Source organism: Glycomyces sp. MUSA5-2 (assembly GCF_037034145.1).
Taxonomy (GTDB): Bacteria; Actinomycetota; Actinomycetes; order Mycobacteriales; family Micromonosporaceae; genus Glycomyces; species Glycomyces artemisiae.
The window spans coordinates 74,875-98,130 of the sequence record NZ_JBAGKG010000004.1 but is presented as its reverse complement, the minus strand read 5'-3'; the positions used below and the strand labels follow the sequence as shown (position 1 = coordinate 98,130).

Genomic DNA, 23,256 nt, shown 5'->3' with positions numbered 1-23,256 from the left:
CAATGAAAACCGATCAGTTTCATCTGCTTGCGGTTGGAAACAGATCGGTTTACGATGATGGAAACCGATCGGTTTCCACCGGTCCGAGCCGAGGAGCAGCTCCATGTCCGCCGACGAACCGCGTCCCACGATCCGTATTCCCGGGACCATCAGCCGCACGATCTCCGCACGCCACGAAGGCGAGGGGGTGCTGCGCTACCTCCAGGCCGGAAGCGGCGCGCCGCTGGTCCTGCTGCACACCGTGCGGACGCAGGCCGAGCACTTCCGCAACCTCATCCCGCTCGTCGCGGACCTGTACACCGTGTACGCACTCGACCTGCCGGGGATGGGCTACTCCGAGATCGTCTCGGGCGCCTCCTACGAGGAGCCCGCAATGCGCGCCGGGGTCGAGCGGCTTCTCACGGAACTCGACCTCGCGGACGTGACGCTGCTCGGGGAGTCCATGGGCGCCACGCTCGCCCTGACCGCCGCGGCCGACCTGCCCGAGCGCGTCCGCCGTGTAGTCGCGGTGAACGCCTACGACTTCCGCGGCGGCATCGCCCGATCGAGCCTGCTCGCCCGCGCGGTGGTCGGCGGCGTCCTCGCCCCCGGGATCGGCCCGGTGATCGCGGGCGTCGAGCCCAGGCCCGCCCTGCGAGCCATCCTCCGGGGTGGAGTCGGCGACAAGGCCGCACTGCAGGAGGACTACTTGGACGAGCTGCTGCACGTCGGCACCCGCCCGGGCTACCCGGTCGTGGCCCGGAGCGTGTACCGGAACCTGCCGAGCCTCATTGCGGCCCGCTCGCGCTACCGCGACGTCACGGCGCCGATCCACCTCGTCTATGGCGAACGCGACTGGTCCCGGCCCGCCGACCGCGAAGCGAACCGGGCGCTGCTTCCCCGTGCCGAGTTCACGCAGGTTCCCGGGGCGGGCCACTTCATCGCACTGGAACGGCCCGACGTCCTGGTCGACCTGCTGCATGCCCGCGACGGCGCCGACTCCGCGCACTGAGTCACGCGGGTTGCCTGCGACACAATCCCTTCCAACTGGAAACCGATCGGTTTACTGTCGTGGGTACACAACCTGAAACCGATCGGTTTCCACTCGGTAAGGAGTCAGTCATGACCAGCATCAAGGGCGCCAACGTCCTCGTCACCGGCGGCAGCCGCGGCATCGGCAAAGCGCTGGTGGAGGAGCTCTTCGCCCGCGGGGCCGCCAAGGTCTATGCCACCGCCCGCGACCCGCGCGCGATCACGCATCCGCAGGCGGCCGCGCTGGCCCTCGAAGTCACGGACCCCGCGTCGGTGGCGACCGCCGCCGCGCACGCGCAGGACGTCACGATCCTCATCAACAACGCCGGGGCTGCGACCGGCGCCTCCTACCTCGACTCCCCGATCGAGGACGTCCGCCGCGACCTGGAGACCAACTTCTACGGGCCGCTCCTGGTCACCCGCGCCTTCGCCCCGATCATCGAACGCAACGGCGGCGGCCGCATCCTCAACGTCCACTCCGCGCTCTCCTGGCTCGCCGACGGCACGCCCTACAGCGCCTCCAAAGCCGCCCTGTGGTCCCAGACCAACTCGCTTCGACTCTCCTTGCAGCCACGCGGTATCGGCGTCACCGGCCTCCACGTCGCCTACGTCGACACCGACATGACCGCGGGCATCGACGCACCCAAGTCCGACCCGCGCGACATCGCCGCGGCCGCGCTCGACGGCATTGAAGCCGACGCGAGCGAAGTGCTCGCCGACGACACCACCCGCTGGGTCAAGTCCCAGCTGTCCGGCGACCTCGACGCCCTCTACGCCCAGCTTCCGCAGTAGCCGCCGCGATGTCGAACCACGAGAGGTCCACCTCGAGGCGAGCCCACTATTCGTTGGCGGCTTGGAGGCGCGTGATCGCCGCGGCCGCGATGGAGGTGTCGGGTTCCGGCGTCCTAGTCGGCGAGGCCGAGGGAGCGGGTGAGGTCGCGGAGTTCGGCGCGGTAGAGGCGTGCTGGGTCCTTGGCCTGCGATCGCAGGTGGCCGTAGACCTCTAGTGCGACGAGTCCGTGCATCCGGCCCCAGACCCGCAGGGCGAGTGCGACCGCGGCGGGCGGCAGGTCGGGGAACTTCTCCTTGACCAGGGCGGCGAGGCCGGGGTCGAAGTCGTCCCAGTCGTAGTCGTCCGCGGGCTCCTCGTCCTTCGGCGGCCAGGCTGCGGCGACGAGGCCGGTGAGTCCGGCGCAGGCCCGGGACGCCGCTTCGGGGGCGGCGCCGCCTTCGGGCGCGCGGTAGCCGCGCACCGGGTCGCCGTAGACGAGCCGGAACCCGTCCGGGTGCTCGATCGCCCACGACCGGAACGCCTCACCCCATGCGAGCAGCCTCGCGGCGGGCGCGTCGACGGGGTGCGCGTCGCGCGCCGATTCCGTCCGGTCCACCAGCGAGGTGTACATGTCGCCGGTGAGCGCGGTGATCAGGTCGTCGCGGGTCGCGTAGTAGCTGTACAGCGCCCCGGCCGTCATCCGCATCTCGCGGGCGATGGCCCGCAGGGCGATCGCGTCCGGCCCGCCTTCGGCCAGGAGCGCCAGGGCGACCCGCTTGATCTCGGCGGTGGTGTCGAGTCGGAGTTGTTCGCGCCGAGTCGGAGTCGTGTTCGTCACGTTGACAGCATACCCCGTGCGGAAACTATGCTCCGTGTAGAAACTACACGGCGTTCAATCTTTGATCGCCGTTCTATCACTTCTTCGAGAACGGAGCCCGCAATGCGGATCGGAGTCTTCGGCGCGACCGGCGCCATCGGCGGTCAGATCGTCTTGGAGGCCGCGGAACGCGGACACCAGGTCACCGCCTTCACCAGCGACCCGGCCCGACTGGGTCGGGACGACGAGTCGGTGCGCTGGGCCGTCGCCGACATCCTCGACCCGGTGGCCGTCGCCGATGCGATCGGCGGCCTCGACGTCGTCATCCAGGCCATCAACGCCGGGCGGGGCGTGGCGGACACCATCGCCAACGCCGACGTCTTTCCCAGGGCCGCAACGGCAATGCTCAAAGCCCTCGAATCACATCCCGTGACCCGGCTCATCGTCATGGGCGGCGCCGGAAGCCTGGAAGTGGCCCCCGGTCTCATGGTCGTCGACGTGCCGGGCTTCGCCGAAGGCCTGCCCGAGGCCCTCGACGTCCCCGTCGAGTACGCGAACGCCGTCAGGGCCGGGGTCGAGGCCCTCGCGATCTACCGCGCCTCGAATCGGCGGTGGACCTACATCAGCCCGTCCGCCGGCCTCATCCGCCCTGGCGGCCGCACCGGCCGCTTCCGGATCGGCGGCGACCAGCTGCTGGTCCGCGAGGACGGCACCAGCGACATCAGCCTCGAAGACCTGGCCATGGCCGCTGTCGACGAAGCAGAGACCGCACGCCACGTCCAGCGCCGGTTCACCGTCGGCTACTGACCCGACCGCACCGTGCCCATTGAGGACCTCCTCCGCGAGATCGAAGGTCAGCTTCGCGTCCTCCTGACCCGCTGACCGCCGCGGCCCCAACCTGAGTCAGGTGGGCCGGTGGTGGCTGCGCATCAGTGACCGAGAGGTGTGGGCGATGGCTGCTTGCTGGTCGGGGGGCTTGAACGTGGCCGTCGTGGCCGCCTTTCAGCGGTCTACTGGGTGCTGCTCGGGGGCGTCGAGCGTGTGCCGGGCGTCCTCCAGTGCGGTGAGGACCGCTTGCGCAGCGGCTCGGAGGCGGGCCGGGTTCGGGGGCCCGGCTGGTTCGAGGGCCGTCCGGATGGTGTGGGCGAGGAGGTCGGCTCGGTGCTCGGTCGGGTAGTCGGAGTTGTCGAGGCCGGTGACGACGCCGCCGGTGACGGCCCCGTGCAGGGCCATGTCGATGATGAACACCTGGTCGGCCGCGGGGATCGTCTCAGCCAGGAGGCCGTGGGCGCGCCAGATTTCGACTAGGCGTGCAAGTAGTTCGCCGAACCCGAGCTCCCGGATCACCGGCAGGCCGGTCCCGGAGACGGCGAGTGCCCCGAGGAGTTCGTCGTCTCCGGCGAGCATCGCCCGGTGGATCGGCGCGCGGGCCTGTTCGGCGAACACCTCCCGGGCGACCCTGCTCGGCCGGGCGGCGTCCGGGTCCCGCTCGATGCCCGCGGCGACGGTGTGCACGTGCCGGCGCAGCTCGCGGCGCAGCAGCGCGGTGAAGAGCTGCTCCTTGGTCTTCCAGTGGAGGTAGACCGTCCCCTTCCCGATGCGCGCGCGCCGGGCGATCTCGTCGACGGTGACGCGCTTGTAGCCCCATGCCGTGAGCAGTTCGCGCGCCGCGTCGAGGATGCGTTCGGCGCGTTCGTGTTCGGGCTGCGGTGCTGTGGCCGGGCGGTCGTGCGTCATGGGCCCAGTATCTCACGCCACAATTCTGATTGACCAAATTTCAAATCTGGTCAACTGGTACTCAAGTGGGGTAGGGTCTGGCCATGAACTCCCACAAAACGACCACCGCACACCCCGTGCTCTTCGACCTCTCCGCAGACCTCGCTCCCACCGCCTCGGACGCGGGCGACTCCTGGTGGTTCGCCTCCAGACTGCGCGACGACGACGGCGACATCTACTGGACGAAGACCCACGTCATCCAGATGGGCGAGTCCTACGTCAGCACCGTCTCGGTGCTCCGCGACAGCGACAGGCGCGCCGACGAGCGCCACACCGCCGAGCCCGCCGCCGAAGTCAAGGCCGCCGCCGATCGCCTTGACGTCCAGACCTCCCTGCTGGACATGAGCGGCGGCCCCGACGAGTTCACGACCTCGGGCGCCACCGACGACGCCGCGTTCCGGCTCGCCCTGCGCCGCACCGAACCCGCGCTCTACAACGGCGGCAGCGGCGTCTTCCCCTTCCTCGGCGGCCGGACCGGACAGCTCTCCCTGCCCGGGCTCGCCGCCACGGGGACGATCACCATCGACGGCGTCGAGCGGAACGTCAAGGGACGCACCTGGTTCGACCGCCAATGGATCGCCGGACCCGCCGACCCGCCGCGCTTCCTGTGGTTCGGCCTCGACCTCGGCGACGGACGCTACCTCAGCGTCTGGGACACCACGGGGGACGGCGTTTCATGGCTCACCGCCCTCAAGCCCGACGGCACGCATGTCATCACCGGCGCACAGCGGACTGCGCACGAAGGCGGCTACCTGTTTGCGATTCCCGATCTGGAAGCGTCGCTGGAGATCACCTACCGCCGCCTCGACGCCACCGAAGGCGACTCCACCAACGTGTGCACGGTCGCCGGAACCTTCGCCGGACGCGAGGTGACCGGACACGGCTACCACGACATCGTCGGTCCCAGCGGTCCCGAGACGACCAGGCACCACGCCTGAATCCGAAAGGAGCAATGCAATGGGAAACCTCAATGGACGCCCCCGTGCGCTGGTGGTGGGCCTCGGGATCGCCGGAATCGCGACCGCGTTGCGGCTGCGGCAGATCGGCTGGGAGCCGGTCGTGATCGAACGCGCCCCTGCGCGCCGCTCCGGCGGATACTTCATCATGCTGTTCGGCGCCGGGATCGCCTCCGCGCAGCGACTGGGCGTGCTCGACGCCATCGGCGACCGCAGCGGCCCTGACGTGCGCCTCGACTCGGTCAACCGCGCCGGGCGCCGCAGAACGGGCATGAACCCGGCCACCCTCGGCCCCAACCCGCCTCGGACCCTGCTGCGCGGCGACGCCGAACGGGCGCTCTTCGACGCCCTTCCCGACGACGTCGAGATCCGCTACTCGACCGTCCCGACCCGCATCGCGCAGGACACCACCGCGGCCGAGGTCGACCTCCACGACACCGCCGCCGACACGACCACCACCGAGCGGTTCGACCTGGTCGTGGGCGCCGACGGGATGCGCTCCACGGTCCGTCGGCTCGCCTTCGGCCCCGCGGACTTCCTGCACCCGCTCGACTACATAGTCGGCGTGACCCTCCTCGACCGGCCGGTCACCGGCTACGGCACAGGCGAGGGCATGATCCTGGCCGAACCCGGCCGCTCCGCCTGGGTGTTCCCGTTCAAGGACCACCCGCCGAGCCTGCTGTTCTCCTACCGCACGCAGAACGTCGACGCCGAATTCAGCCGCGCCCCGATCGAGTCCGTCAAGGCCGCGTTCGGCCCCCAGCCGCCCGGCCCGATCCTCCAGGAGCTGTTCGACCGGTTCGAGACCGCCGACGAGTACCTCTTCGACTCGGTCAACCAGGTCAGGTTGCCGCGCTGGCACGACGGCCGGGTCGTCCTGGTCGGCGACGCCGCCTGGTGCGTGACCCTGTACGCGGGCATGGGCGCCTCCAGCGGCATCGCGGGCGGCGAACTGCTCGGCACCATGCTGGAGCGCCACGGCGGCGACGTTCCCGGCGCGCTCCGCGAATGGGAAGCCCGCCTGCGCCCGTTCATCGCAGTGGAGCAGGAGTCGGCGTTCACCACGCGAAGCCTGTTCACGCCCCATGACCGCAAGGAGTACCTCGCGCGCGCCGTGATGACGCGGCTCATGGGCTCACCGGTCCTCAGCAGAGTCCTCGGCAGCCGCGCCCAGCCTCCGGGCATGGAGCACAAGGCAATCGACATCGCCGCCGTCTGAGGACCGGCCTCGGTATCCGAGTCCGCCCGATCCGGGCGGGCTCAGATGCCGAGGGTCGCCGCCTGCAACCGGTCTCAATCCTCGCCCCGCCAGCGCTTCCGGAGCACGCGGGCGGCCGCCTTCGGGCGGCGGTCTCTCGTGAAGACGCCCTTCTTGTTGCCGTCGACGCGGAAGACCCCGGCCATGGTCTGGAAGTCGGCGAAGTTCCACACCTGCTCGCCGATGACGGCAGGGACGCGGTCGAAGACCCGGTGGTACGTCTCCAGCAGCGCGGACTGGAAGTCTTCGGTCCACAGCTGCGCGTTGACCGAGTGGAGCCCGGCGAGGGTGTCCGCGCCGTACTCGGTCATGACGAGCGGCTTCCCGAACCGCGCCTCCCAGCCGCGCAGCTCCGCCTCCAGATGCGCTTCGGCGCTGGCGAGGTCGCCGGTGTCGTTGTACCAGCCGTAATAGCGGTTCAGGCAGATCACGTCGAACAGGTCCGCGATCGTGTCGGTCTCGAAGGTCGCGAAGACGAGATTGGTGTACGTGACCGGCCGCGTCGCGTCGAGTTCGCGGGTCAGGTCCACCAGCGGCGCGAAGTAGTCGCGGGCGCCGTCCTCGAACGAGGCGGGCTCGTTCGTGATGCACCACATGACGACCGACGGGTGGTTCTTGTCGCGCTTGATCAGCTCCCGGATCGCCTGCGCGTGGGCCTCGCGGGTCGCCTTGCCGAAGCCGTCCTCGCCGAAGGTCCGCTCCACCGCACCGGTGCGCATCCCGCCGCCGATCGCGAGGTTGAGACCCACCGCGGCGGTCTCGTCGATGACCACGATCCCGTGCCGGTCCGCGTAGTCGAGCACCTCTTCGGCGTACGGGTAGTGCGAGGTGCGGAACGAGTTCGCGCCGCACCAGTCCATGAGCCGGAAGTCGTGCACCATGTACGCCGGGTCGTGGCCCTTGCCGCGCACCGCGGTGTCCTCGTGCTTCCCGAAGCCCTTGAAGTAGAACGGCTCCCCGTTGATCAGCAGCTCGGTGCCGCGCACCTCGACCGTGCGGATGCCGACCGGCAGTGAGTACGAGTCCACGACCGAACCGTCCTCGACGACTTCCGCGACCAGCTCGTACAGGTACGCCGCCCCCGGACGCCACAGCCGCGCGTCCGGGACCCGGAGCTCGCCCGAGGCGCCCTCCCGCTCGGCCACGGTCGCGCCCTCGGCGTCCAGCAGCCGCACCCGCACCGCCGCACCGGCCGCGACCTCGTACTCGACGACGCCCGTCGTCCCGTCGAGACCGGTGACCACCGTGACGTCCTCGACCGACACGGCCGGGACACTGTAGAGCCACACCGACCTCGCCAGGCCCGCGTAGTTGTAGAAGTCGTGCCGGTAGAGCTGCTTGCGGCGGCCGTCGTCGGTCGTGGTCGTGAACCCCGGCGGGATCGTCGTCGGCGTCAGCTCGTTGTTCACCCCGATCGTGAGCCTGAACTCACCACCCGGCTCGACCAGGTCCGTGACGTCCGCTTCGAACGGCGTGTACCCGCCCACGTGCTCGGCCACCAATGAGCCGTCCACATAGACACGACCCTCGTGGGTTGCCGCATCGATGCGGACCCGCACCCGTTCACCGGCCCACCCGCGCGGCACCCGCACGGTCCGCTGGTACCAGACCCAGCCCACGTGGTCGCGGATCGCGTCGTCCGCGAACACGTCGTTGTAGCTCGCGGGAACGGGCGCTTCGAGGTCGGTCCGAAGGACGCCGGTCCACGGCTCAGGTCCGGCGTCGTCGTCCAGGGCGAAGCGCCAGAGCCCGTCCAGGTTCACCAGCTCGCGCGTGGGTGAGTTCTGCGGTCGCAGCATTCAGATCACTCTCTCCTCAAGGGACGATTCGGTCAGACGGCGGCGCGCGGCCCTGCGCCGCGACTGCTCCTGCGGGTCCGCCACCGGCGATGCCAGCAGCAGCCGCCGCGTGTACGCGCCGCGGCGAGGAGGTCACCTCCGCGGCCGGACCGGTCGGCTCGCCGAGGACGACGCACTGCACGACCCCCTTGAACCGGAGGTCCTGGTACCGGTACGCCAGGTCCAGGGGGTCAGTAGTGGCCGAGGTCGTCCATGTCAGTGCCCTTCGTCCAGGCGGCAGGCCGCGCGGTGGACGCCGGGCGCGGCGGCGCGGGTCGTGCCGTCGGGGAGGATGATCGTGGCGGAGGTCCCGGGCGGGACCTCGACGGTGAGGGCGAGTTCGCCGCCCTCGACCGCCCAGTCGACCCTGATCGTCCCCTGGGGAGTGTCGAGGTGTCCGCGCGCCCACGTCAGCGACGCGTGCGGGACGGGCGCCACGGTGAACGACTCCCACGCCGCCGAGTCCTCGTCCTGCCGCAGCCCGAGGGTGTGCGTGTGCAGGAAGCGGATCACCGCGCCCTTGCTGTAGTGGTTCAGCGATTCGTGCGCCTCGCCGTCCTCGTCCACGCCGTCCCAGTTCTCCCAGATCGTCGTCGCGCCGCGGTCGAGCATCCCCAGCCACGACGGCTCGGTGCGCTGGAACAGCAGCTCGTACGCGAGGTCGGCGCGGCCGTGGTCGGCCAGGACCGGCAGCAGGTCGGCAGTCGCCAGGAACCCGGTCGTCAAGTGCGTGTCCGCCTCGCGGATCAGCTCCGCAAGTCGGTTCACCGCGCGCTCCCGCAGCCCCTCCGGGATGAGGCCGAAATGCAACGCCCGCACATAACTCGGCTGGTTGTCGACCGCGGTGCGGCCGTGCTCGTCGAGGAACTCGGTGCGCCACGCGTCCAGCACCCGCGCCGCGGTCGCGGAGTAACGCTCTGCCTCCTCCGATCGCCCGAGCAGGCCCGCGATCCGCGCCAGGACGCTCGTGGACCGGTAGAGGTACGCCGTGCCGATCTCGCCTTTGTCCGAGGTGAACCATGCGGTCGGGTTCACCTGGATCGGGTCGTACGCCTTCCCGTCCGGGCCTTTCGGCTTCGGCTCGCACCACTCTCCCCAGTGGAACGAGCCGTCCCAGAGGTACCGCTCGTGCGGCAGCGGCTCGGCCGAGCGCTCGATGCGCGAGGCGTGCCGCGCCGAGGCGGCATTGCCGAGGGCCCACTCGACCCACCGGACCATCGCCTCCCAGTTCTCCGCGAGCACTTCGGTGTCGCCGTATGCGGTGTACAGCTCCCACGGCACCAGCACGATGGCATCGGCCCACCCTGCCGAGCCGGTCATCATCGCGAGCCGCAGCTGCGGGTTGAGCTTGGTGCGCCGCCCGTCGGGGGAGAAGCTCGCGATGCGCCCGTCCTCCCACTGGTCGTCGCGCACGCTGCGCAGCCACTTGCGGCTGAACCCCAGGACGTCGTACAGGCGCGTCGCGGTCGGCGCGAACACCTGGTAGTCGCCGGTCCAGCCGATGCGCTCGCGGGTCGGGCAGTCCGTCGGAATGTCCACCGCGTTCCCGCGGAAGCTCCATTTCGCGACCTCGTGCAGCCGGTTCAGATCCGTGTCGCTGCAAGCGAAGTCGCCCACCGGCGCCAGATCGCTGTGGACGACCCGCATCGCCACCGCCTCCGCGTCGAGCGGCGCGTCCCGGGTGATCCGGGCGTACTGGAAGCCGTGCACGGTGTGCCGTGGCTCGAACATCCCTGGTGCACCGGAGGAGACGACCTCGTCGCGCTGACGGAACACCACCTCCTTGCCTTCAGGCGAGGTCGCGTCGAGGTGCGCGGTCGTCGGGTCGCCGTCGGGGCCGAGGTGCTCGCCGTACTCGATGACGGTCCGGGTCCCGGCCGGGCCGAGGTCGCCCAGGGCGATCCATCCGGAGGCGTTCTGGCCGAAGTCGGCGATCCAGGTGCCGTCATCGATCTGCTTGAGCGACACCGCGGGCCGCGTCTCCACCACGCGGACGGGCGGCGCGGGGGACCAGTCCACGGGCGGCGCTTCGACCCGGCAGGTCAGGACCGGCACCGGGTCCTCCCTTGCAGCTTGCAGATCCACGGTCTGGCCGTCCATCAACCCCGCGCGCACCACCTGGGAGCGGCGGCTCGTCCACGACCTGTCGCTGCGCACCACCTGCGTTGCGCCGTCCTCGTACGCGATGTGGAGTTCGAGCCGCACGCCCGTGGGGCCGTCCCAACCGGCGGGTTCGCGGAAGGCGCCGACTTCACCGCGCACCCAGCCGTCCGACAGCAGCACTTCGATCCGGTTCGCGCCCGGCAGCACCGCGGCCGCGGCGGCCTGCGCGTACAAGGTTCGGTCGTAGGAGGTCGACCCCGGCGACAGCTCCGCGGTCCCGACACGGACGCCGTTGACGAACGCCTCGTACACCCCCAGCGCCGTCGAGTACAGCCGCACCGATCGCACGCCTTCCCGCGCTTCGAAGTCCGTGCTCAACGTGTACGCCGGTCGCTGCCCGAACGGCTCGTCGCCGGTCTCGACCGGGGAGATCCACTCCGCGGTCCAGTCGGCCTCGAACAGTCCGCTCTCGAACGCGTGCCAGTCTGAGACCGCGTCGCCGGTCCGCACCCGCCATCGCACCCGCCGGGCGCTGCCCAGCGGCGCCCACGGCCACGGCACGAACCGGTGCCCGTCCACCTCGACCGGCGTCTGCGCCTCGCCGTCCACCTCCGCTTCGAGCCGGTACCGGCCGGCGTCGGCTACCGGCAGCCAGGAGAGCCGCGGCGCGGGCCCTGAAACGGGGAACTGGTCGCCGCCGGAGTCGATCCGCAGGCCCTGGGGTTGCTGAGTCATTGCGTGCCTTTCGCTATCGGACGGACTTGATCTTGGTGGCGATGACGAGGCCGCCCGCGAGCGCGAAGACCGCGCCGCACAGGTACAGCAGCGTGTAGTTCTTGTCGCCGCCGCCCGCGCCGACGGTGATGATGAACGGCGCGATGAGCGGCGCTATCGCGCTGGGGATCTTCTGCGCGAAGGCCACCACCGCGAGGTAGCGGCCGGCCTGGGCGCGGTCGGGGAGCACGGCGAAGGCGATGGCCTGGTCGACCGTGGCGAACACCGCGATCGCGAGCTGCATGAGCACCATGCCCGCGATGAGCTGCGGCAGCGAGTACGCGAACGCCTCGGTCACCGCGCCCGCGACGAAGATCCCCGCGCCGACCAGGGCGAAGAGCTTGCGGCGCTGGAGCTTGTCGGAGAGGAACCCGCCCGCGACGGCGCCGCCCGCGGCCGCGGCCACCCCGATGATCCCGATGACCGCGAGGACTCCGGCGACCTCCTTGACGGGCAGGTCGAGGCGCTGCGCGTAGAAGAACGTGCTGAACGTCGTGTTGAAGTACAGGCCCATGAAGAAGATGAACCGGCCGAGCCAGTTCCAGCCGAAGTCCGGGTACTTCCGCGGGTTGAAGCCGTAGCTGGTGATCAGGCCCTTGACCGTGACGTGGGCGCCTGCGCCCACGAGCGCGCGCGAGTCGCCCTCGGGCTTGAACACCGGGAGCAGCAGCATGAGGGCGACGCCCACGGCCGCGGGGACCATGAACACGAGCAGTTCATTGGAGGCGAACGCGTAGGCGATCCCGATGCCGAGCACCGGCGCGACCTGGACGGCGACGCCGGTGAGCGCCGAGACGCGCCCGCGCTGCTCCTCGGGCACCCGGTCGGCCTGGAGGTTCTGGATCGCCTGGCCCGCAACGGACCACCCCGCCATGCCGATCACCCAGAACAGGCCCACGAGGAGCACGTTCCCGGCGAGTGCGATGCCGCCCATGGCGACCAGGCCGAGCACGGCCCCAGCGGCCATGAACGGGGTGCGGCGGCCGAACCGCGACCGAAGCCGGTCGCTCCACAATCCGATCAGAGGGCTGAGCGCGAGGTACGTGAACTGCGCCGAGCCGGTGACGAAGCCGAGGAGCTCCTCGCGGCCGGGCGCGATCTCGTCGATCCGCAGGGCGAGGGAGTAGGAGAGCGGCACCATCATGGCGAGCGAGCCGCCGAAGGCCGCGACGGCGAGCCAGACGAGGTAGGCAGTGCTGACGCGCTGGAGGGGCGGGGCGGCGATCGCCCCGGGTGCGGCGTCCGGAAGGGACTGCGCCGCCGGTTCCCGAGTGTCTTCGGGCATGTCGACTCCTTTGTCGTGGTGTGCGAGCGGTGCGCCGGGTGCCGGTGGCGCCCCGCTCGCGGTGAGGGCGTTGTGAAGTTGGAGAGCGAGGGGCCGACCGGTGCTACTGGACGGACCAGCCGCCGTCGGAAGGGAGGACGACGCCGTTGATGTTGACGCCGTCGTCGCTGAGCAGGAACGTGATCGACGCCGCCAGCTGCTCGGGCACGGCCAGTGAGGGGATGGCCTGCTGGAACGGCGCGATGCGGGCGTGTCCGACCGCTGAGATGTTCGCGGGCATCGCGATGCCGGAGGCGACCGCGCCGGGCGCGATCGCATTGACGCGCACTCCCTGTGGGCCGTACATGAACGCGGCCGACCGGGTCAGGCCCACGACGCCGTGCTTCGAGACGGTGTAGGCGGTGCCCGCGGAGTTCCCGCGCAGGGCCGCCTCCGAGGCCACGTTGACGATCGAGCCCCTCCCTGCGGCGAGCATGACCGGTGCGACGGCGCGCGTCAGCTTGAAGCTCCCGGTGAGGTTGATGCCGAGCACCCTGTCCCACATGGCATCGGTGGTCTCGTGAACCGGTGAGTAGTCGTCGGTGACGCCCGCGACGTTCGCCAGGCCGTCGATGCGCTCGCCCGCGACCGCCGCGATCCGGTCGATGTCGGCCTGATCGGTGATGTCCGCTCTGACGGCGGTGACCGACGGCAGCTCCTCGGCGAGTTCATGCAGGCGGTCGGCCGTCACGTCGACGGCGACCACACGGCCGCCCTCCCGTGCGATGCGCGACGCGGTGGCCCGGCCGATCCCGGAGGCGGCTCCGGTGACGATCACGGTCGTGCCGTCGAATCGCCCGGGCACGACGGTCTCGCGCCATCGGCCCGAGTCCGCGGTCTCGGTCGGGACGACGCCGTCGTTCGCCCGCAGCACCAGGTCGTCCACGACCGACTGCGGCATCTGCCCCTGGCTGACGGCCACGAGCTGCTGGAGCGGCAGATTCCGTACGGGCGCCAGCATGTCCTCGGCGACACCGGACTGCGCGAGGAGGCCCTTGATGAGCGGCTCGCCCTTCGGATGCCGCAGCCAGGCGTCGATGGTGCTCTGCGCGGTGAGCGGCGCTGGATCGTTCATGCGGGGCTCGCTTTCCTTGCGTCGTCCAAGCGGAAGGCGATCGCCTCCGCTGTTGCGTCGGGGCTGCCGTCGATGGCGACGGCGAAGCCCGGTTCGTCCGGCTCCAGCGGTTCGAGGGTCGCGAACTGCGAGTCGAGGAGTCCGGTGGGCATGAAGTGCCCGGCCCGCGCGGCCATCCGCGCGGCGATGAGTTCGTAAGAGCGGTCGAGATGCGCGAACCGCACCGGTGCTCCGGCGCTGGCGATGATCGCCTCGCGGTAGAGGCGGCGCAGCGCCGAGCACGCGACCACGACGGGCCGCCCGGCGGCGAGGTGCTCGCGGATCACCGTGCCGACCTCGGCGAGCCAGGGCCACCGGTCGTCGTCGGTGAGCGGAGTGCCCGTGGCCATCTTGGCGACGTTCTCGGCGGGGTGAAGGTCGTCGGCGTCGACGAAGTCCCCGCCGATGCGCGCGGCGAGCAGCGTGGCGATGGTGGTCTTGCCGGAGCCCGCGACTCCCATGACCACGACCGCTTGGGGCGCTTGAACGTTCACCAGTCGTGGATGGTGCCGTCGTGGAGGCGGTTGAAGGGGAGGTAGGCCTGGACGTAGGGGTATTTGCCGGCTTGGTCGGTGTCGAGGTCGACGCCGAGGCCGGGTTGGTGGCCGGGGTGGAGGTGGCCGTCGGTCCAGGTGAAGGATTGTTGGAAGACCTGGTCGGTGCGGTGCCCGTGTTGCATGTATTCCTGGATGCCGAAGTTGTGGATGGCCAGGCCCAGGTGCATGGCGGCGGCCATGCCCACGGGGGAGATGTCGGTGGGGCCGTGCATCCCGGATTTGATCTGGTACTGGGCGGCGTAGTCGAGGACCTTCTTCAGGTGCGAGATGCCGCCGGTGTGGGTGACCGCGCTTCTCACGTAGTCGATGAGCTGCTCGCGGATGATCTGCTGGTAGTCCCACACGGTGTTGAAGATCTCGCCGATAGCGAGGGGCGTGGTCGTGTGCCCTCGGACCAGGCGCAGGGCTTCCTGGTTCTCGGCGGGGGTGACGTCTTCGAGCCAGAACAGGTCGAACGGCTCCAGGCTCTTGCCGAGTTGGGCGGCCTGGATGGGGGTGAGCCGGTGGTGGGCGTCGTGCAGGAGCGGCAGCTCGGGCCCGAACTCGTTCCGGACGGCTTCGAAGACGGTGGGTACGTGGCGGAGGTAGGAGCGGGTGTCCCAGTCCTCTTCGTTGGGCAGTGCCCCGCGCTGGGCGGGTTCGTGGTCGTAGCGGACGCCTTCCATCGCCTCGTAGGTGGCGTTGGAGGCGATGCCGTAGATGGATTTCAGGCCCGGGACGCCGGTCTGGATGCGGATCGCCCGGTACCCCTGGGCCTGGTGGGCGCGGATGGAGTCGAACAGTTCCTCGACGGTCTTGCCGGAGGCGTGCCCGTAGGCGAGGAGCCCGGTGCGGGAGGCCCCGCCGAGGAGCTGGTAGACGGGCATGCCGGCGGCTTTGCCTTTGAGGTCCCACAGGGCCATGTCGACCGCGGCGATGGCGGCCATGGTGACCGGGCCCCTGCGCCAGTAGGCGGAGCGGTAGAGGAACTGCCAGGTGTCCTCGATCCGGTGCGCGTCCCGACCCAGCAGCAGCGGGACGACATGGTCTTTCAGGTACGACACGACCGCCAGCTCGCGGCCGTTCAACGTCGCGTCCCCCAGCCCGGTCAGGCCGTCGTCGGTGGTCAGCTTCAAGGTCACGAAGTTCCGGTCCGGACTCGTGACGATCACTTCAGCACGATCGATAATCACAAGGCACTCCTAATCGTTCTGTCCGGGCTTGCGGCCGTCGAGGCCGGTCCAGCGGCGGCGCAAGGCGAATGCGGCCGACTTGGGTTTGCGGTCGCGGGTGAAGACGCCCTTCTTGTTGCCGTCGACGCGGTGGATCCCCGGGCCGGTGGCGAAGTCGGCGAAGTTCCAGACGTGCTCGCCCACGAACTCGGGGATGCGGTCGAAGACGCGGTGGTTCATGGCGAGGAAGTCCGACTGGTACTCTTCGCTCCAGGGCGCGTCCCACACCGAGTGCAGGCCCGGCTGGGTGTCGGCGCCGTACTCGGTCATCATGACCGGCTTGCCGAACCGCTGGGCCCAGCCGCGCAGGTCCTGCTCCAGGACGCCTTCGGCGGCGGCGAGGTCGCCGGTGAAGACGTACCAGCCGTAGTAGCGGTTGATGGCGAGCACGTCGAACAGGTCGGCGATCTGGTCGTTCCCGGCGTGCGCGAACATGACGGCGGCGTAGGTGAGCGGCCGGGTCGGGTCGAGTTCGCGGGTGAGCTTCACGAGCGGCTCGAAGTACTCGCGGGCGCCGTCCTCATTGGAGGCGGGTTCGTTCGCGATGCACCACATGACGACCGACGGGTGGTTCTTGTCGCGGGCGACGAGTTCGCGCAGGTGCTGCTCGTGCGCGGCGCGGGTGGCGTCGCCGAAGGTCTCGGGGGAGAAGGTCGGCTGCGGGCCGATGCCGGTGAGGCCGCCCTGGACGCCGAGGTTGAGGCCCACGGCGGCGGTCTCGTCGATGACGACGATCCCGTGGCGGTCGGCGAAGTCGAGCACTTCCTCGTCGTAGGGGTAGTGCGCGGTGCGGAAGGAGTTCGCGCCGCACCACTGCATGAGCTGGAAGTCGTGCACGAGGTGCGCCTGGTCGTGGCCCTTGCCGCGCACCACCGTGTCCTCGTGCTTCCCGAAACCGGTGAAGTAGAACGGCTCGCCGTTGATGAGGAACTGCGCCCCGCGGACCTCGACGGTGCGCACGCCGAACTGCTGCGTGTACGCGTCGACCACCTCGCCACCGTCGACCAGCTCTACGACCAGGTCGTAGAGGTAGGCCGCGCCGGGCCGCCACAGCACGACGTCCTCGATGCGGAAGGACCCTTGCGCGCCTTCGGCTTCGGCCACCACGGCGCCGGATTCGTCCACGGCCCGAACGCGCACCGCGCCCTCGCCCGCGTCGACCCGGTAGTCGACCAGGCCCGCAGACCCGTCCACCTCGGTGGTCACGGTGATGTCCTCGATGAACCGCAGCGGCGTGCTGTAGAGGCGCACCGAGCGGGCGATCCCGGCGTAGTTGTAGAAGTCGTGCAGGTAGGACTGCTTCTCGCGGCCGTCCTGCCCGACGCTCACGGTCCCGGGCGGGATCGTCTCTGCGGTGAGCCGGTTGTCGACGGCGACGGTGAGCCGGAACTCGGCTCCGGGCTCGACGACGCCGGTGAGATCGGCCTCGAAGGGCAGGTATCCGCCGGTGTGCTCGGCGACGAGGCGGTCGTCTGCGTACACCTTGGCGGCGTGGGTGACCGAGCCGAAGCGCAGCACGGTCCGCTGCCCGACCCAGCCGCGCGGTATCCGCACTTGCCGCTGGTACCAGGCGGTCCCGACGTGATTGCGGATCTCGGGGTCGGTGAACAGGTCGTTGTAGCTGGCCGGGACGGCCGCTTCGAGCGGCGTGTCGAGCCGCGCGGTCCACGGCTCATCGCCGACCCTGGAGCCGATGGCGAAGCGCCACAGGCCGTCCAGGCTCGTGACGTCCCGTGTGGACGTAGTGGTGACGGAAAGCATGGTTCTCCTCAAGGGGTCAGGCGGTGTCGCCCGCGTCGGCGAGCAGGGTGGATCCGGTCATGATCGCGGCGAGGTCGCTGGCGCAGAACAGGACGACGCGGGCGATGTCGTCGGGGACGCCGATCCGGCCGAGCAGGCCGGTGCTCATGAGCTTGGCGATCGCGGCGGGGTCGGCCGGGACGCCCGTGGCCTCGGCCGCTGCCGCGGCGGCGGCCATGTTGCCCTCGGTGGGCACGAAGCTCGGTGCGACGCCCAGGACGCGGATGCCCTTGGGCGCGAACTCGATCGCGAGCTGCTTGGTGAGCCCGCGGGCGGCGTGCTTGGAGCCGACGTACGCGGCGAGTCCGGGCGCGGTGCCCTTGAACCCGGCCGTGGAGACCACGTTGACGATGACGCCGCCGCCGTCCATGCGGCGGGCCGCTTCGGTGGCGCCGAGGAACACGCCGCGCGCGTTCACCGCGAACACCCGATCCCACTCGTCGACGCCCATCTCCAGCGCGGGCCGGTTCGGGAACACTCCGGCGTTGTTGACCCAGACGTCGAGGCCGCCGAGCGTCTCGGCGGCGCGGTCCGCCGCCGCGGCGACGCTGCCCTGGTCGGCCATGTCCATCTGCACGCCGACGGCGTCGACGCCGTGGCGTTCGGCGAGTTCGGCCGCGGCCGCCGCCGCGAGGTCCCCGTCGAGGTCGCCCACGAGGACGTCGGCCCCCGCTTCGGCGAGCCGCAGCGCGATCGCCTTCCCGAGGCCGCGGGCGCCGCCGGTCACGACGGCCCTCCTCCCGCGCAGGTCGAGCAGGTCGCGGACGGCGGTGCCGGAGAAGTCCGGAACGGAAACGGTCATGTCGGCTCCTTAGTCGGTGAGGCTCGCGCCGTTGGTCTTCGCGATGCCGCCGAGCCACGCGAGGCTCGGCTTCGGCGTGCGCACGAACGTCTCGCGGTCGACCGCGACGAGCCCGAACGTCGGCCCCCAGTGGCCCCACTCGTAGTTGTCGAGCAGGCTCCAGTGCAGGTAGCCGCGCACGTCGACGCCGTCGGCGGCGGCCTCGCCGAGCGCTTTGAGCGCCCCTTCGGTGTAGGCGATCCGGCGCGCGTCGTCGGCCGTGGCGATCCCGTTCTCCGTGACCAGGACCGGCAGGCCCGTCACCTCGGCGGTGTGGCGCGCGGCGATCCCGATCGCGTCGGGCCGGAACGCGGTGCCCACCAAGGTGTTGTCGGGGTGCGGCGGGTACGGCTCGATGCCGTCCTCGTTCACCCACTGCGCCGAATACGACTGGACGCCCACGAAGTCGTCGCCGCGGGCGGCCTCCAGATAGAGGTCCTCCCAGATGTACTCAAGTTCGCGCTTCTTCTCCTCGCAGCCGGGCCGGGCCTCGAACGCGCGGTTCGCCACGGACCAGCCGACCTTCGCGCCGGTGCGCTCGCGCACGAGGTCGCGCACCGCGTGGTGGGCCTCGACGAAGCGCCTCCCGATCTCGACGTCAGGGGCGGGCAGCGGCGGGCGCGGGCCCTCGTCCACGGTGGGGCTCTGCCATTCGGCGCCCGCCTCGGCGGCCTGCTGCATCTTCACGGCCAGGCCGGTCATCATCGCGAGCATGTTCGGCTCGTTCATGGTCACGACCCACTCGACGCCGTCCAGGACCGGCACTACGGTATCCACATAGGATCGGAACCGGTCGATCGCCTCCGGCGCGAGCCAGCCGCCCGCCTCGGCGAACCAGCGCGGGTTCGTGAAGTGGTGCAGCGTGACCACGGGCGCGAGCCCGAGTTCCAGAGCGGTGTCGATCATGCGCCGGTAGTGCGCCAGCTCGGCGCGGGAGACCATGCCGGGCTCGGGTTCGATGCGCGCCCACTCGATCCCGAACCGGTACGCGTTGTACCCGTGGTCGGCGAGGAGCCGCATGTCCTCGCGGTAGCGGTGGTAGGAGTCGCAGGCGTCGCCGCTGCGCTCCATGCCCGGCATGCGCGCCTCATTGGCCCAGAAGTCGCTGTTCAGGTTGCCGCCCTCGATCTGGTGCGGCGCGGTCGAAGCGCCCCAGAGGAAGCCGGTCGGGAAGGTGCTCATCGGTGAGACTCCTGTGTGGTCGGTCTGGTGAGGGTTTCGGCCGCATCCGCGTACGCGGTGCGGAAGACGGGGTCGGCGGCGAGGTCGGGCGCGAGGTCGTCGAGCCAGCCGCCGGTGGCGCGGGACCAGGCGGCGAGCGCCGTCGCGCACGCCGCCGCGGTGCGCCCGGCCCGGCGTTCGAGGCGGGCGACGGGCGCGATCCGCATGCGCAGCTTGGTCTCGGCGTCCTCGGCGATCTGGGCGAGCCGGTGCTCGATGCGCGGGTTCGCGAACCGTTCGAGCAGCGCGCCCCGGTACTCCCGCAGCCCCAGGTCGGGAAGGTGCCGCACAGCCTCGTCCCATAGAGCCTCGACCTGGTTGCGGCACACGGGGTCAGCGACGGCCTCGGCGACCGTGGCGTGGCCGCGGAGGGTGCCGGAGGCGGCGAGGAGCGAGTGCGCGCCGTTGAGGAGCCAGAGCTTGCGTGCCTCCCAAGGGGCGATGTCGGCGGAGAATCGCGCACCCGCGCGCTCCCAGGCGGGCCGCCCGGAGGGGAACTCGCCGCTGAGGACCCAGTCGCTGAACGGCTCGGCGACGACGGGCGTGCGGTCGCTGCGGCCGGTCGCGCGGCGCACGAGGTCGAGGTCCGCTTTCGCGGTGCGCGGCGTGATCCGGTCGACGGAGGTCGACACGAACGAGGCCAGGGCCGGCAGCGCAGCCGCCAGTTCGGGCAGCGCCGCCTCGGCGAGGCCGGTCAGGGCCCGGCGCACGGTCTCGCCGTTGCCGGGCAGGTTGTCGCACGGGACGACGGCGACGGGCGGCGCCCCGGCCCGACGGCGCCGGTCGAGCCCGTAGAGGACGCGTCCGAGCGCGGTCCGCGGCAGTCCGGTTGCGTCCCTGAGCATCCTGAGGTCGGCGGCGGTCTCGGGGTCGTCGAAGTCGGGTTCGCCCTGCGGGGTCAGCCGGTGGCCCGCCTCGGTGATCGTCATCGTCAGCACGGCGACGGCCGGGTCGGCGACCGCGGCGGCGAAGTCCTCCACGTCGTCGCCGGGCACGGCGCGGACGATGCTGCCGATCGGCTCGCAGCGGTCGCTGCCGGCGCCGCGCTCCACGAGCGTGTACACCCCGTCCTGGGCCGCGAGCAGGTGCGCGGCGTCGGGCCGGCGGCCGGTGTAGGCCGCGATGCCCCAGCCGTCCCCGGCCTTCGCGGTGTACCAGGCCTGGTGCGAGCGGTGGAACGCGCCGAGTCCGAGGTGGACGATGCGCACGTCGGGCGCGGTCCCGCCGACGGCGGTGCGGTCGAGGGGGATCGTCACAGCTTGAACACCTCCCGCGGGAGGTCGCACACGAGGTCGTCGATGATCCGCTCGGCCATGGGGAGCGCGATGCGGCCTTCGGCGACGAGCCGGGCGAGGAACCCGGCGTCGACGCGGCGGGCCGTGTCGTGGCGGGCCGGGATCGACAGGAACGCGCGGGTGTCGTCGACGAACCCGGAGCCGCGGTAGAACCCGGCGGTCTCGGTGACGGCGGAGCGGAACCGGGTGATCGCGTCGGGGGCGTCGAGGAACCACCACGGCGCGCCGATGTAGACGCTCGGGTAGAAGCCCGCGAGCGGCGCGATCTCGCGCGAATAGGTGGTCTCGTCCACGGTGAACAGCACCAGGTGGAAGTCCTTGGCGAGGCCGTGGCGCTCCAGGAGCGGCCGCAGGCCCCGCACGAAGTCGGTGGGCACGGGGATGTCGTGGCCGGCGTCGGGCCCGAACCGCTCGAACGCCGGGGTGGAGTGGTTGCGCAGCACGCCCGCGTGGAGGGTCATGACCAGGCCGTCCTCGACGCTCATGCGCGCCATCTGGACGAGCATGTGGCCTCGGAACTCGCGCCGCTGCGCGGCGTCGGCGGTCCCGGCGAGCACGCGCTGGAACAGCCGCTCCGCGTCCCCTGGTTCCAGGTCGGCGGTGTAGGGCTCCTCCACGCCGTGGTCGGCGGAGACCGCGCCGTGCGCGATGAAGTGGTGTCTGCGCTCCTCAAGGGCCGCAAGGTAGCCCGCGAAGGTCGCGGCGCTCCCGGTGGCGGCCAGGAGCCGCTCGACGTTCCCGGCGAATCCGGCCGCGCCCGGGTCGGTGTACCGGTCGGGGCGGAACGTGGGCGCCACGCGGCCGCCGAGTCCGGCGTCCGCGAGCGCGGCGTGGTGCGCGAGGTCGTCCAGCGGGTCGTCGGTGGTGGCGAGGAACTCGATCCCGAAGCGCCGGAACAGGGCCCGGGGCCGGAACTCGGGGCGGGCGAGCCGTTCGGCGACGGCGTCGTACACCTCGTCGGCGTGCTCGGGCCCGAGCGGGAGCCCGATCCCGAGGACTTCGGCGAGCGACTCCTCGATCCAGTACCCGGAGGCGGTCCCGGCGAAGCGGTGCCAGTGGTCGTTCAGGGTGCGCCACGCCGCCCGCGGATCGTGCTCGGCGGTCGCGGCGAGCCCGGCCGGGTCGACTCCGGACGCATGGAGCTGCCGGGTGACGTAGTGGTCGTGGGTGACGATGAGGTCCACGGGGTCACGGAACCGGACATCGGTTGCCAGCCACTCGACCAGGACGTGGCCGTGCGGCGAGATGACCGGCGCCTGCGCAACCCGGTCGTAGAGGTCCGCCGCGATGGCCCGAACCTGCGGATCGACAGGAAGCAGGCGGTGTGCCGCACGGGGTGGGGACTGGAGCATGTGCGCCATTCAAGCACGTGACTGAACATGTGTCAACCGATTGCCAGTTCGCGATCCCGGGAACCGTCCTCGGGCGATCCTCCGATATGATCGGCACGTCCGAGAGCCGGAACCCGGCACGAAGCACCGTTCCGCCAGCGGGTTGACAACCCTGGCAACAAGCGTGAAAGGGGAGGCGTGGACCAGTCCGACGCAGCTGCCTCCGTCCGCGGCGACCGCAAGGCCCCGGCGACGATCTACGACATCGCCAGGCACACGGGCTTCAGCCCGTCCACCGTCTCGCGCGCGCTCAACAAGCCCGGCCGCCTCAACGCGACCACCGAGCGCCGCATCCGCGACGCCGCCGAGGAGCTCGGCTACCGGATCAACCCCATGGCCCGCGCGCTGCCCACCGGCAAGACCGGCACGCTCGGCCTGGTCGTCTCCGACATCACCAACCCGGTCTACTTCGACCTGGTCAGGGGCGCCGAGCACATCGCCTCCGAGGCCGACTCCACGCTCATCTTCGCCGACTCCCAGGAGTCGGCCCGCCTGGAGCGCTCGATCGCCGAACGGCTCCAGACCTCTGTGGACGGACTGCTGCTGGTCGGCTCCCGCCTGGGGGACCAGGACATCCGCGAGCTCTCCTCGGTGAAGCCGCTCGTGGTCGTCAACCGCCTCGTGGACGGCGTCCCGGCCGTCGTCCCCGACGTCGCCCCCGGCATCGAGGCCGCGCTCGGGGCCCTGCGCGAGCGCGGCCACCGGCGCATCGCCTACCTCGCCGGGCCCGAGGCGTCCTGGATGAACACGCTCCGCTGGCAGACCCTGTTCGACCTGGCCGTCTCCTGGGGACTCTCGATCGTGGAGATCAAGTCCACCGAGCCGACCCGCGCCGGCGGCGCAGAGGCGTTCCAGCGGATCGTCGCCGCCGACGTCACGGCCGTGTTCGCCTACAACGACCTCATCGCCCTGGGCCTGCTGCGCGCCAGCCGCGACCGCGGCGTCGCCGTCCCCGAGTCGCTGAGCATCGTCGGGTTCGACGACATCTTCGGCGCCGACCTGCCCACGCCCGCGCTCTCCAGCATCCGCAGCCCCCTCGGCGAGCTGGGGGAGCGGGCCACCCGCCGCCTCCTCACCGAGATCGACGGCGCCCCCGCCGAGGTGGGCGCCGCACTGCCGACCCGCTTCATCGACCGCGAGTCCATCGCAGCCGTCCGCTCCTGACCAGGGCCCCGGCCCGTCGCTTGAGCCCTCGGC

Annotated in this window: 19 protein-coding genes; 6 read left to right on the top strand and 13 right to left on the bottom strand. The window is 71.0% G+C overall.

The features are described from left to right. The first annotated feature begins 103 nt into the window (after nucleotides 1–103). Together WA640_RS14105 and WA640_RS14100 are read left to right on the top strand one after the other, a co-directional pair. A complete protein-coding gene (locus WA640_RS14105; RefSeq protein ID WP_335988399.1) occupies nucleotides 104–991 on the top strand; it encodes an alpha/beta fold hydrolase in 888 nt (295 codons plus the stop codon). A 110-nt stretch (nucleotides 992–1,101) separates the two neighbouring features. After that, the gene (locus WA640_RS14100; RefSeq protein ID WP_335988398.1) at nucleotides 1,102–1,803 is read left to right on the top strand and encodes an SDR family oxidoreductase; all 702 of its coding nucleotides are present in this window, start codon (nucleotides 1,102–1,104) and stop codon (nucleotides 1,801–1,803) included. A 113-nt stretch (nucleotides 1,804–1,916) separates the two neighbouring features. On the opposite strand, the gene WA640_RS14095 is transcribed toward WA640_RS14100, so the two are convergent. Continuing rightward, nucleotides 1,917–2,621 (bottom strand): TetR/AcrR family transcriptional regulator, encoded by a 705-nt coding sequence (locus WA640_RS14095; RefSeq protein ID WP_335988397.1) that lies wholly within the window; start codon nucleotides 2,619–2,621, stop codon nucleotides 1,917–1,919. Nucleotides 2,622–2,723: 102 nt separating this feature from the next. On the opposite strand from WA640_RS14095, the gene WA640_RS14090 reads away from it, so the two are divergent. Beyond that, the gene (locus WA640_RS14090; RefSeq protein ID WP_335988396.1) at nucleotides 2,724–3,407 is read left to right on the top strand and encodes an NAD(P)-dependent oxidoreductase; all 684 of its coding nucleotides are present in this window, start codon (nucleotides 2,724–2,726) and stop codon (nucleotides 3,405–3,407) included. A gap of 195 nt (nucleotides 3,408–3,602) precedes the next feature. Here WA640_RS14090 and WA640_RS14085 read toward each other — a convergent pair whose 3' ends face one another. Then, nucleotides 3,603–4,337, bottom strand: a complete 735-nt coding sequence (locus WA640_RS14085; protein WP_335988394.1) for a TetR/AcrR family transcriptional regulator — start codon at nucleotides 4,335–4,337, stop codon at nucleotides 3,603–3,605. 83 nt (nucleotides 4,338–4,420) lie between these two features. Between WA640_RS14085 and WA640_RS14080 the strand changes: the two genes are divergently transcribed. Both WA640_RS14080 and WA640_RS14075 read left to right on the top strand, forming a co-directional pair. After that, nucleotides 4,421–5,314 (top strand): lipocalin-like domain-containing protein, encoded by an 894-nt coding sequence (locus tag WA640_RS14080; RefSeq protein ID WP_335988392.1) that lies wholly within the window; start codon nucleotides 4,421–4,423, stop codon nucleotides 5,312–5,314. Nucleotides 5,315–5,333: 19 nt separating this feature from the next. After that, entirely contained in the window at nucleotides 5,334–6,551 is a 1,218-nt protein-coding gene (locus tag WA640_RS14075; protein WP_335988390.1) for an FAD-dependent monooxygenase, read from the top strand. Nucleotides 6,552–6,625: 74 nt separating this feature from the next. Here WA640_RS14075 and uidA (WA640_RS14070) read toward each other — a convergent pair whose 3' ends face one another. The 11 genes from uidA (WA640_RS14070) to uxaC all read right to left on the bottom strand — a co-directional run bounded on the left by uidA (WA640_RS14070) (nucleotide 6,626) and on the right by uxaC (nucleotide 22,020). Next, nucleotides 6,626–8,389, bottom strand: a complete 1,764-nt coding sequence (gene uidA / locus WA640_RS14070; RefSeq protein WP_335988389.1) for a beta-glucuronidase — start codon at nucleotides 8,387–8,389, stop codon at nucleotides 6,626–6,628. A gap of 255 nt (nucleotides 8,390–8,644) precedes the next feature. After that, nucleotides 8,645–11,266, bottom strand: a complete 2,622-nt coding sequence (locus WA640_RS14065) for a family 78 glycoside hydrolase catalytic domain (protein ID WP_335988388.1) — start codon at nucleotides 11,264–11,266, stop codon at nucleotides 8,645–8,647. Between the two features lie 13 nt (nucleotides 11,267–11,279). Beyond that, nucleotides 11,280–12,590: an MFS transporter gene (locus WA640_RS14060; RefSeq protein WP_335988387.1), complete on the bottom strand. Its 1,311-nt coding sequence runs from the start codon at nucleotides 12,588–12,590 to the stop codon at nucleotides 11,280–11,282. A gap of 103 nt (nucleotides 12,591–12,693) precedes the next feature. Further along, nucleotides 12,694–13,704: an SDR family NAD(P)-dependent oxidoreductase gene (locus tag WA640_RS14055; protein WP_335988386.1), complete on the bottom strand. Its 1,011-nt coding sequence runs from the start codon at nucleotides 13,702–13,704 to the stop codon at nucleotides 12,694–12,696. Next, nucleotides 13,701–14,240 carry a gluconokinase gene (locus WA640_RS14050; RefSeq protein WP_442904762.1) on the bottom strand — a complete coding sequence of 180 codons (540 nt, stop codon included), beginning with the start codon at nucleotides 14,238–14,240 and terminating at the stop codon, nucleotides 13,701–13,703. Before WA640_RS14050 ends, WA640_RS14055 begins: the two co-directional genes overlap by 4 nt. Further along, nucleotides 14,234–15,472: a D-mannonate dehydratase ManD gene (gene manD / locus WA640_RS14045; RefSeq protein ID WP_442904758.1), complete on the bottom strand. Its 1,239-nt coding sequence runs from the start codon at nucleotides 15,470–15,472 to the stop codon at nucleotides 14,234–14,236. Before manD ends, WA640_RS14050 begins: the two co-directional genes overlap by 7 nt. A 9-nt stretch (nucleotides 15,473–15,481) precedes the next feature. Next, a complete protein-coding gene (gene uidA / locus WA640_RS14040; protein WP_335988382.1) occupies nucleotides 15,482–17,272 on the bottom strand; it encodes a beta-glucuronidase in 1,791 nt (596 codons plus the stop codon). Nucleotides 17,273–17,288: 16 nt separating this feature from the next. Next, nucleotides 17,289–18,113, bottom strand: a complete 825-nt coding sequence (locus WA640_RS14035; RefSeq protein ID WP_335988381.1) for an SDR family NAD(P)-dependent oxidoreductase — start codon at nucleotides 18,111–18,113, stop codon at nucleotides 17,289–17,291. Nucleotides 18,114–18,122: 9 nt separating this feature from the next. Then, nucleotides 18,123–19,334 carry a glycoside hydrolase family 1 protein gene (locus tag WA640_RS14030; RefSeq protein WP_335988380.1) on the bottom strand — a complete coding sequence of 404 codons (1,212 nt, stop codon included), beginning with the start codon at nucleotides 19,332–19,334 and terminating at the stop codon, nucleotides 18,123–18,125. Next, nucleotides 19,331–20,629, bottom strand: a complete 1,299-nt coding sequence (locus WA640_RS14025; protein ID WP_335988378.1) for a mannitol dehydrogenase family protein — start codon at nucleotides 20,627–20,629, stop codon at nucleotides 19,331–19,333. The genes WA640_RS14030 and WA640_RS14025 overlap by 4 nt, the downstream gene beginning before the upstream one ends. Next, complete coding sequence (gene uxaC, locus WA640_RS14020; RefSeq protein ID WP_335988377.1) at nucleotides 20,626–22,020, bottom strand: glucuronate isomerase; 1,395 nt, start codon at nucleotides 22,018–22,020, stop codon at nucleotides 20,626–20,628. The genes WA640_RS14025 and uxaC overlap by 4 nt, the downstream gene beginning before the upstream one ends. 177 nt (nucleotides 22,021–22,197) lie before the next feature. Here uxaC and WA640_RS14015 point away from each other — a divergent pair, with 177 nt between their 5' ends. Next, entirely contained in the window at nucleotides 22,198–23,223 is a 1,026-nt protein-coding gene (locus tag WA640_RS14015; protein ID WP_335988376.1) for a LacI family DNA-binding transcriptional regulator, read from the top strand. Nucleotides 23,224–23,256 lie beyond the last annotated feature (33 nt).

Coding starts and splice junctions, on each gene's coding strand:
- WA640_RS14075 (WP_335988390.1), top strand. CDS start 5,334: ATGGGAAACCTCAATGGACGCCCCCGTGCGCTGGTGGTGGGCCTCGGG.
- WA640_RS14055 (WP_335988386.1), bottom strand. CDS start 13,704: ATGAACGATCCAGCGCCGCTCACCGCGCAGAGCACCATCGACGCCTGG.
- WA640_RS14035 (WP_335988381.1), bottom strand. CDS start 18,113: ATGACCGTTTCCGTTCCGGACTTCTCCGGCACCGCCGTCCGCGACCTG.
- uidA (WP_335988382.1), bottom strand. CDS start 17,272: ATGCTTTCCGTCACCACTACGTCCACACGGGACGTCACGAGCCTGGAC.
- WA640_RS14080 (WP_335988392.1), top strand. CDS start 4,421: ATGAACTCCCACAAAACGACCACCGCACACCCCGTGCTCTTCGACCTC.
- WA640_RS14065 (WP_335988388.1), bottom strand. CDS start 11,266: ATGACTCAGCAACCCCAGGGCCTGCGGATCGACTCCGGCGGCGACCAG.
- uxaC (WP_335988377.1), bottom strand. CDS start 22,020: ATGCTCCAGTCCCCACCCCGTGCGGCACACCGCCTGCTTCCTGTCGAT.
- WA640_RS14100 (WP_335988398.1), top strand. CDS start 1,102: ATGACCAGCATCAAGGGCGCCAACGTCCTCGTCACCGGCGGCAGCCGC.
- uidA (WP_335988389.1), bottom strand. CDS start 8,389: ATGCTGCGACCGCAGAACTCACCCACGCGCGAGCTGGTGAACCTGGAC.
- WA640_RS14090 (WP_335988396.1), top strand. CDS start 2,724: ATGCGGATCGGAGTCTTCGGCGCGACCGGCGCCATCGGCGGTCAGATC.
- WA640_RS14060 (WP_335988387.1), bottom strand. CDS start 12,590: ATGCCCGAAGACACTCGGGAACCGGCGGCGCAGTCCCTTCCGGACGCC.
- WA640_RS14030 (WP_335988380.1), bottom strand. CDS start 19,334: ATGAGCACCTTCCCGACCGGCTTCCTCTGGGGCGCTTCGACCGCGCCG.
- WA640_RS14085 (WP_335988394.1), bottom strand. CDS start 4,337: ATGACGCACGACCGCCCGGCCACAGCACCGCAGCCCGAACACGAACGC.
- WA640_RS14105 (WP_335988399.1), top strand. CDS start 104: ATGTCCGCCGACGAACCGCGTCCCACGATCCGTATTCCCGGGACCATC.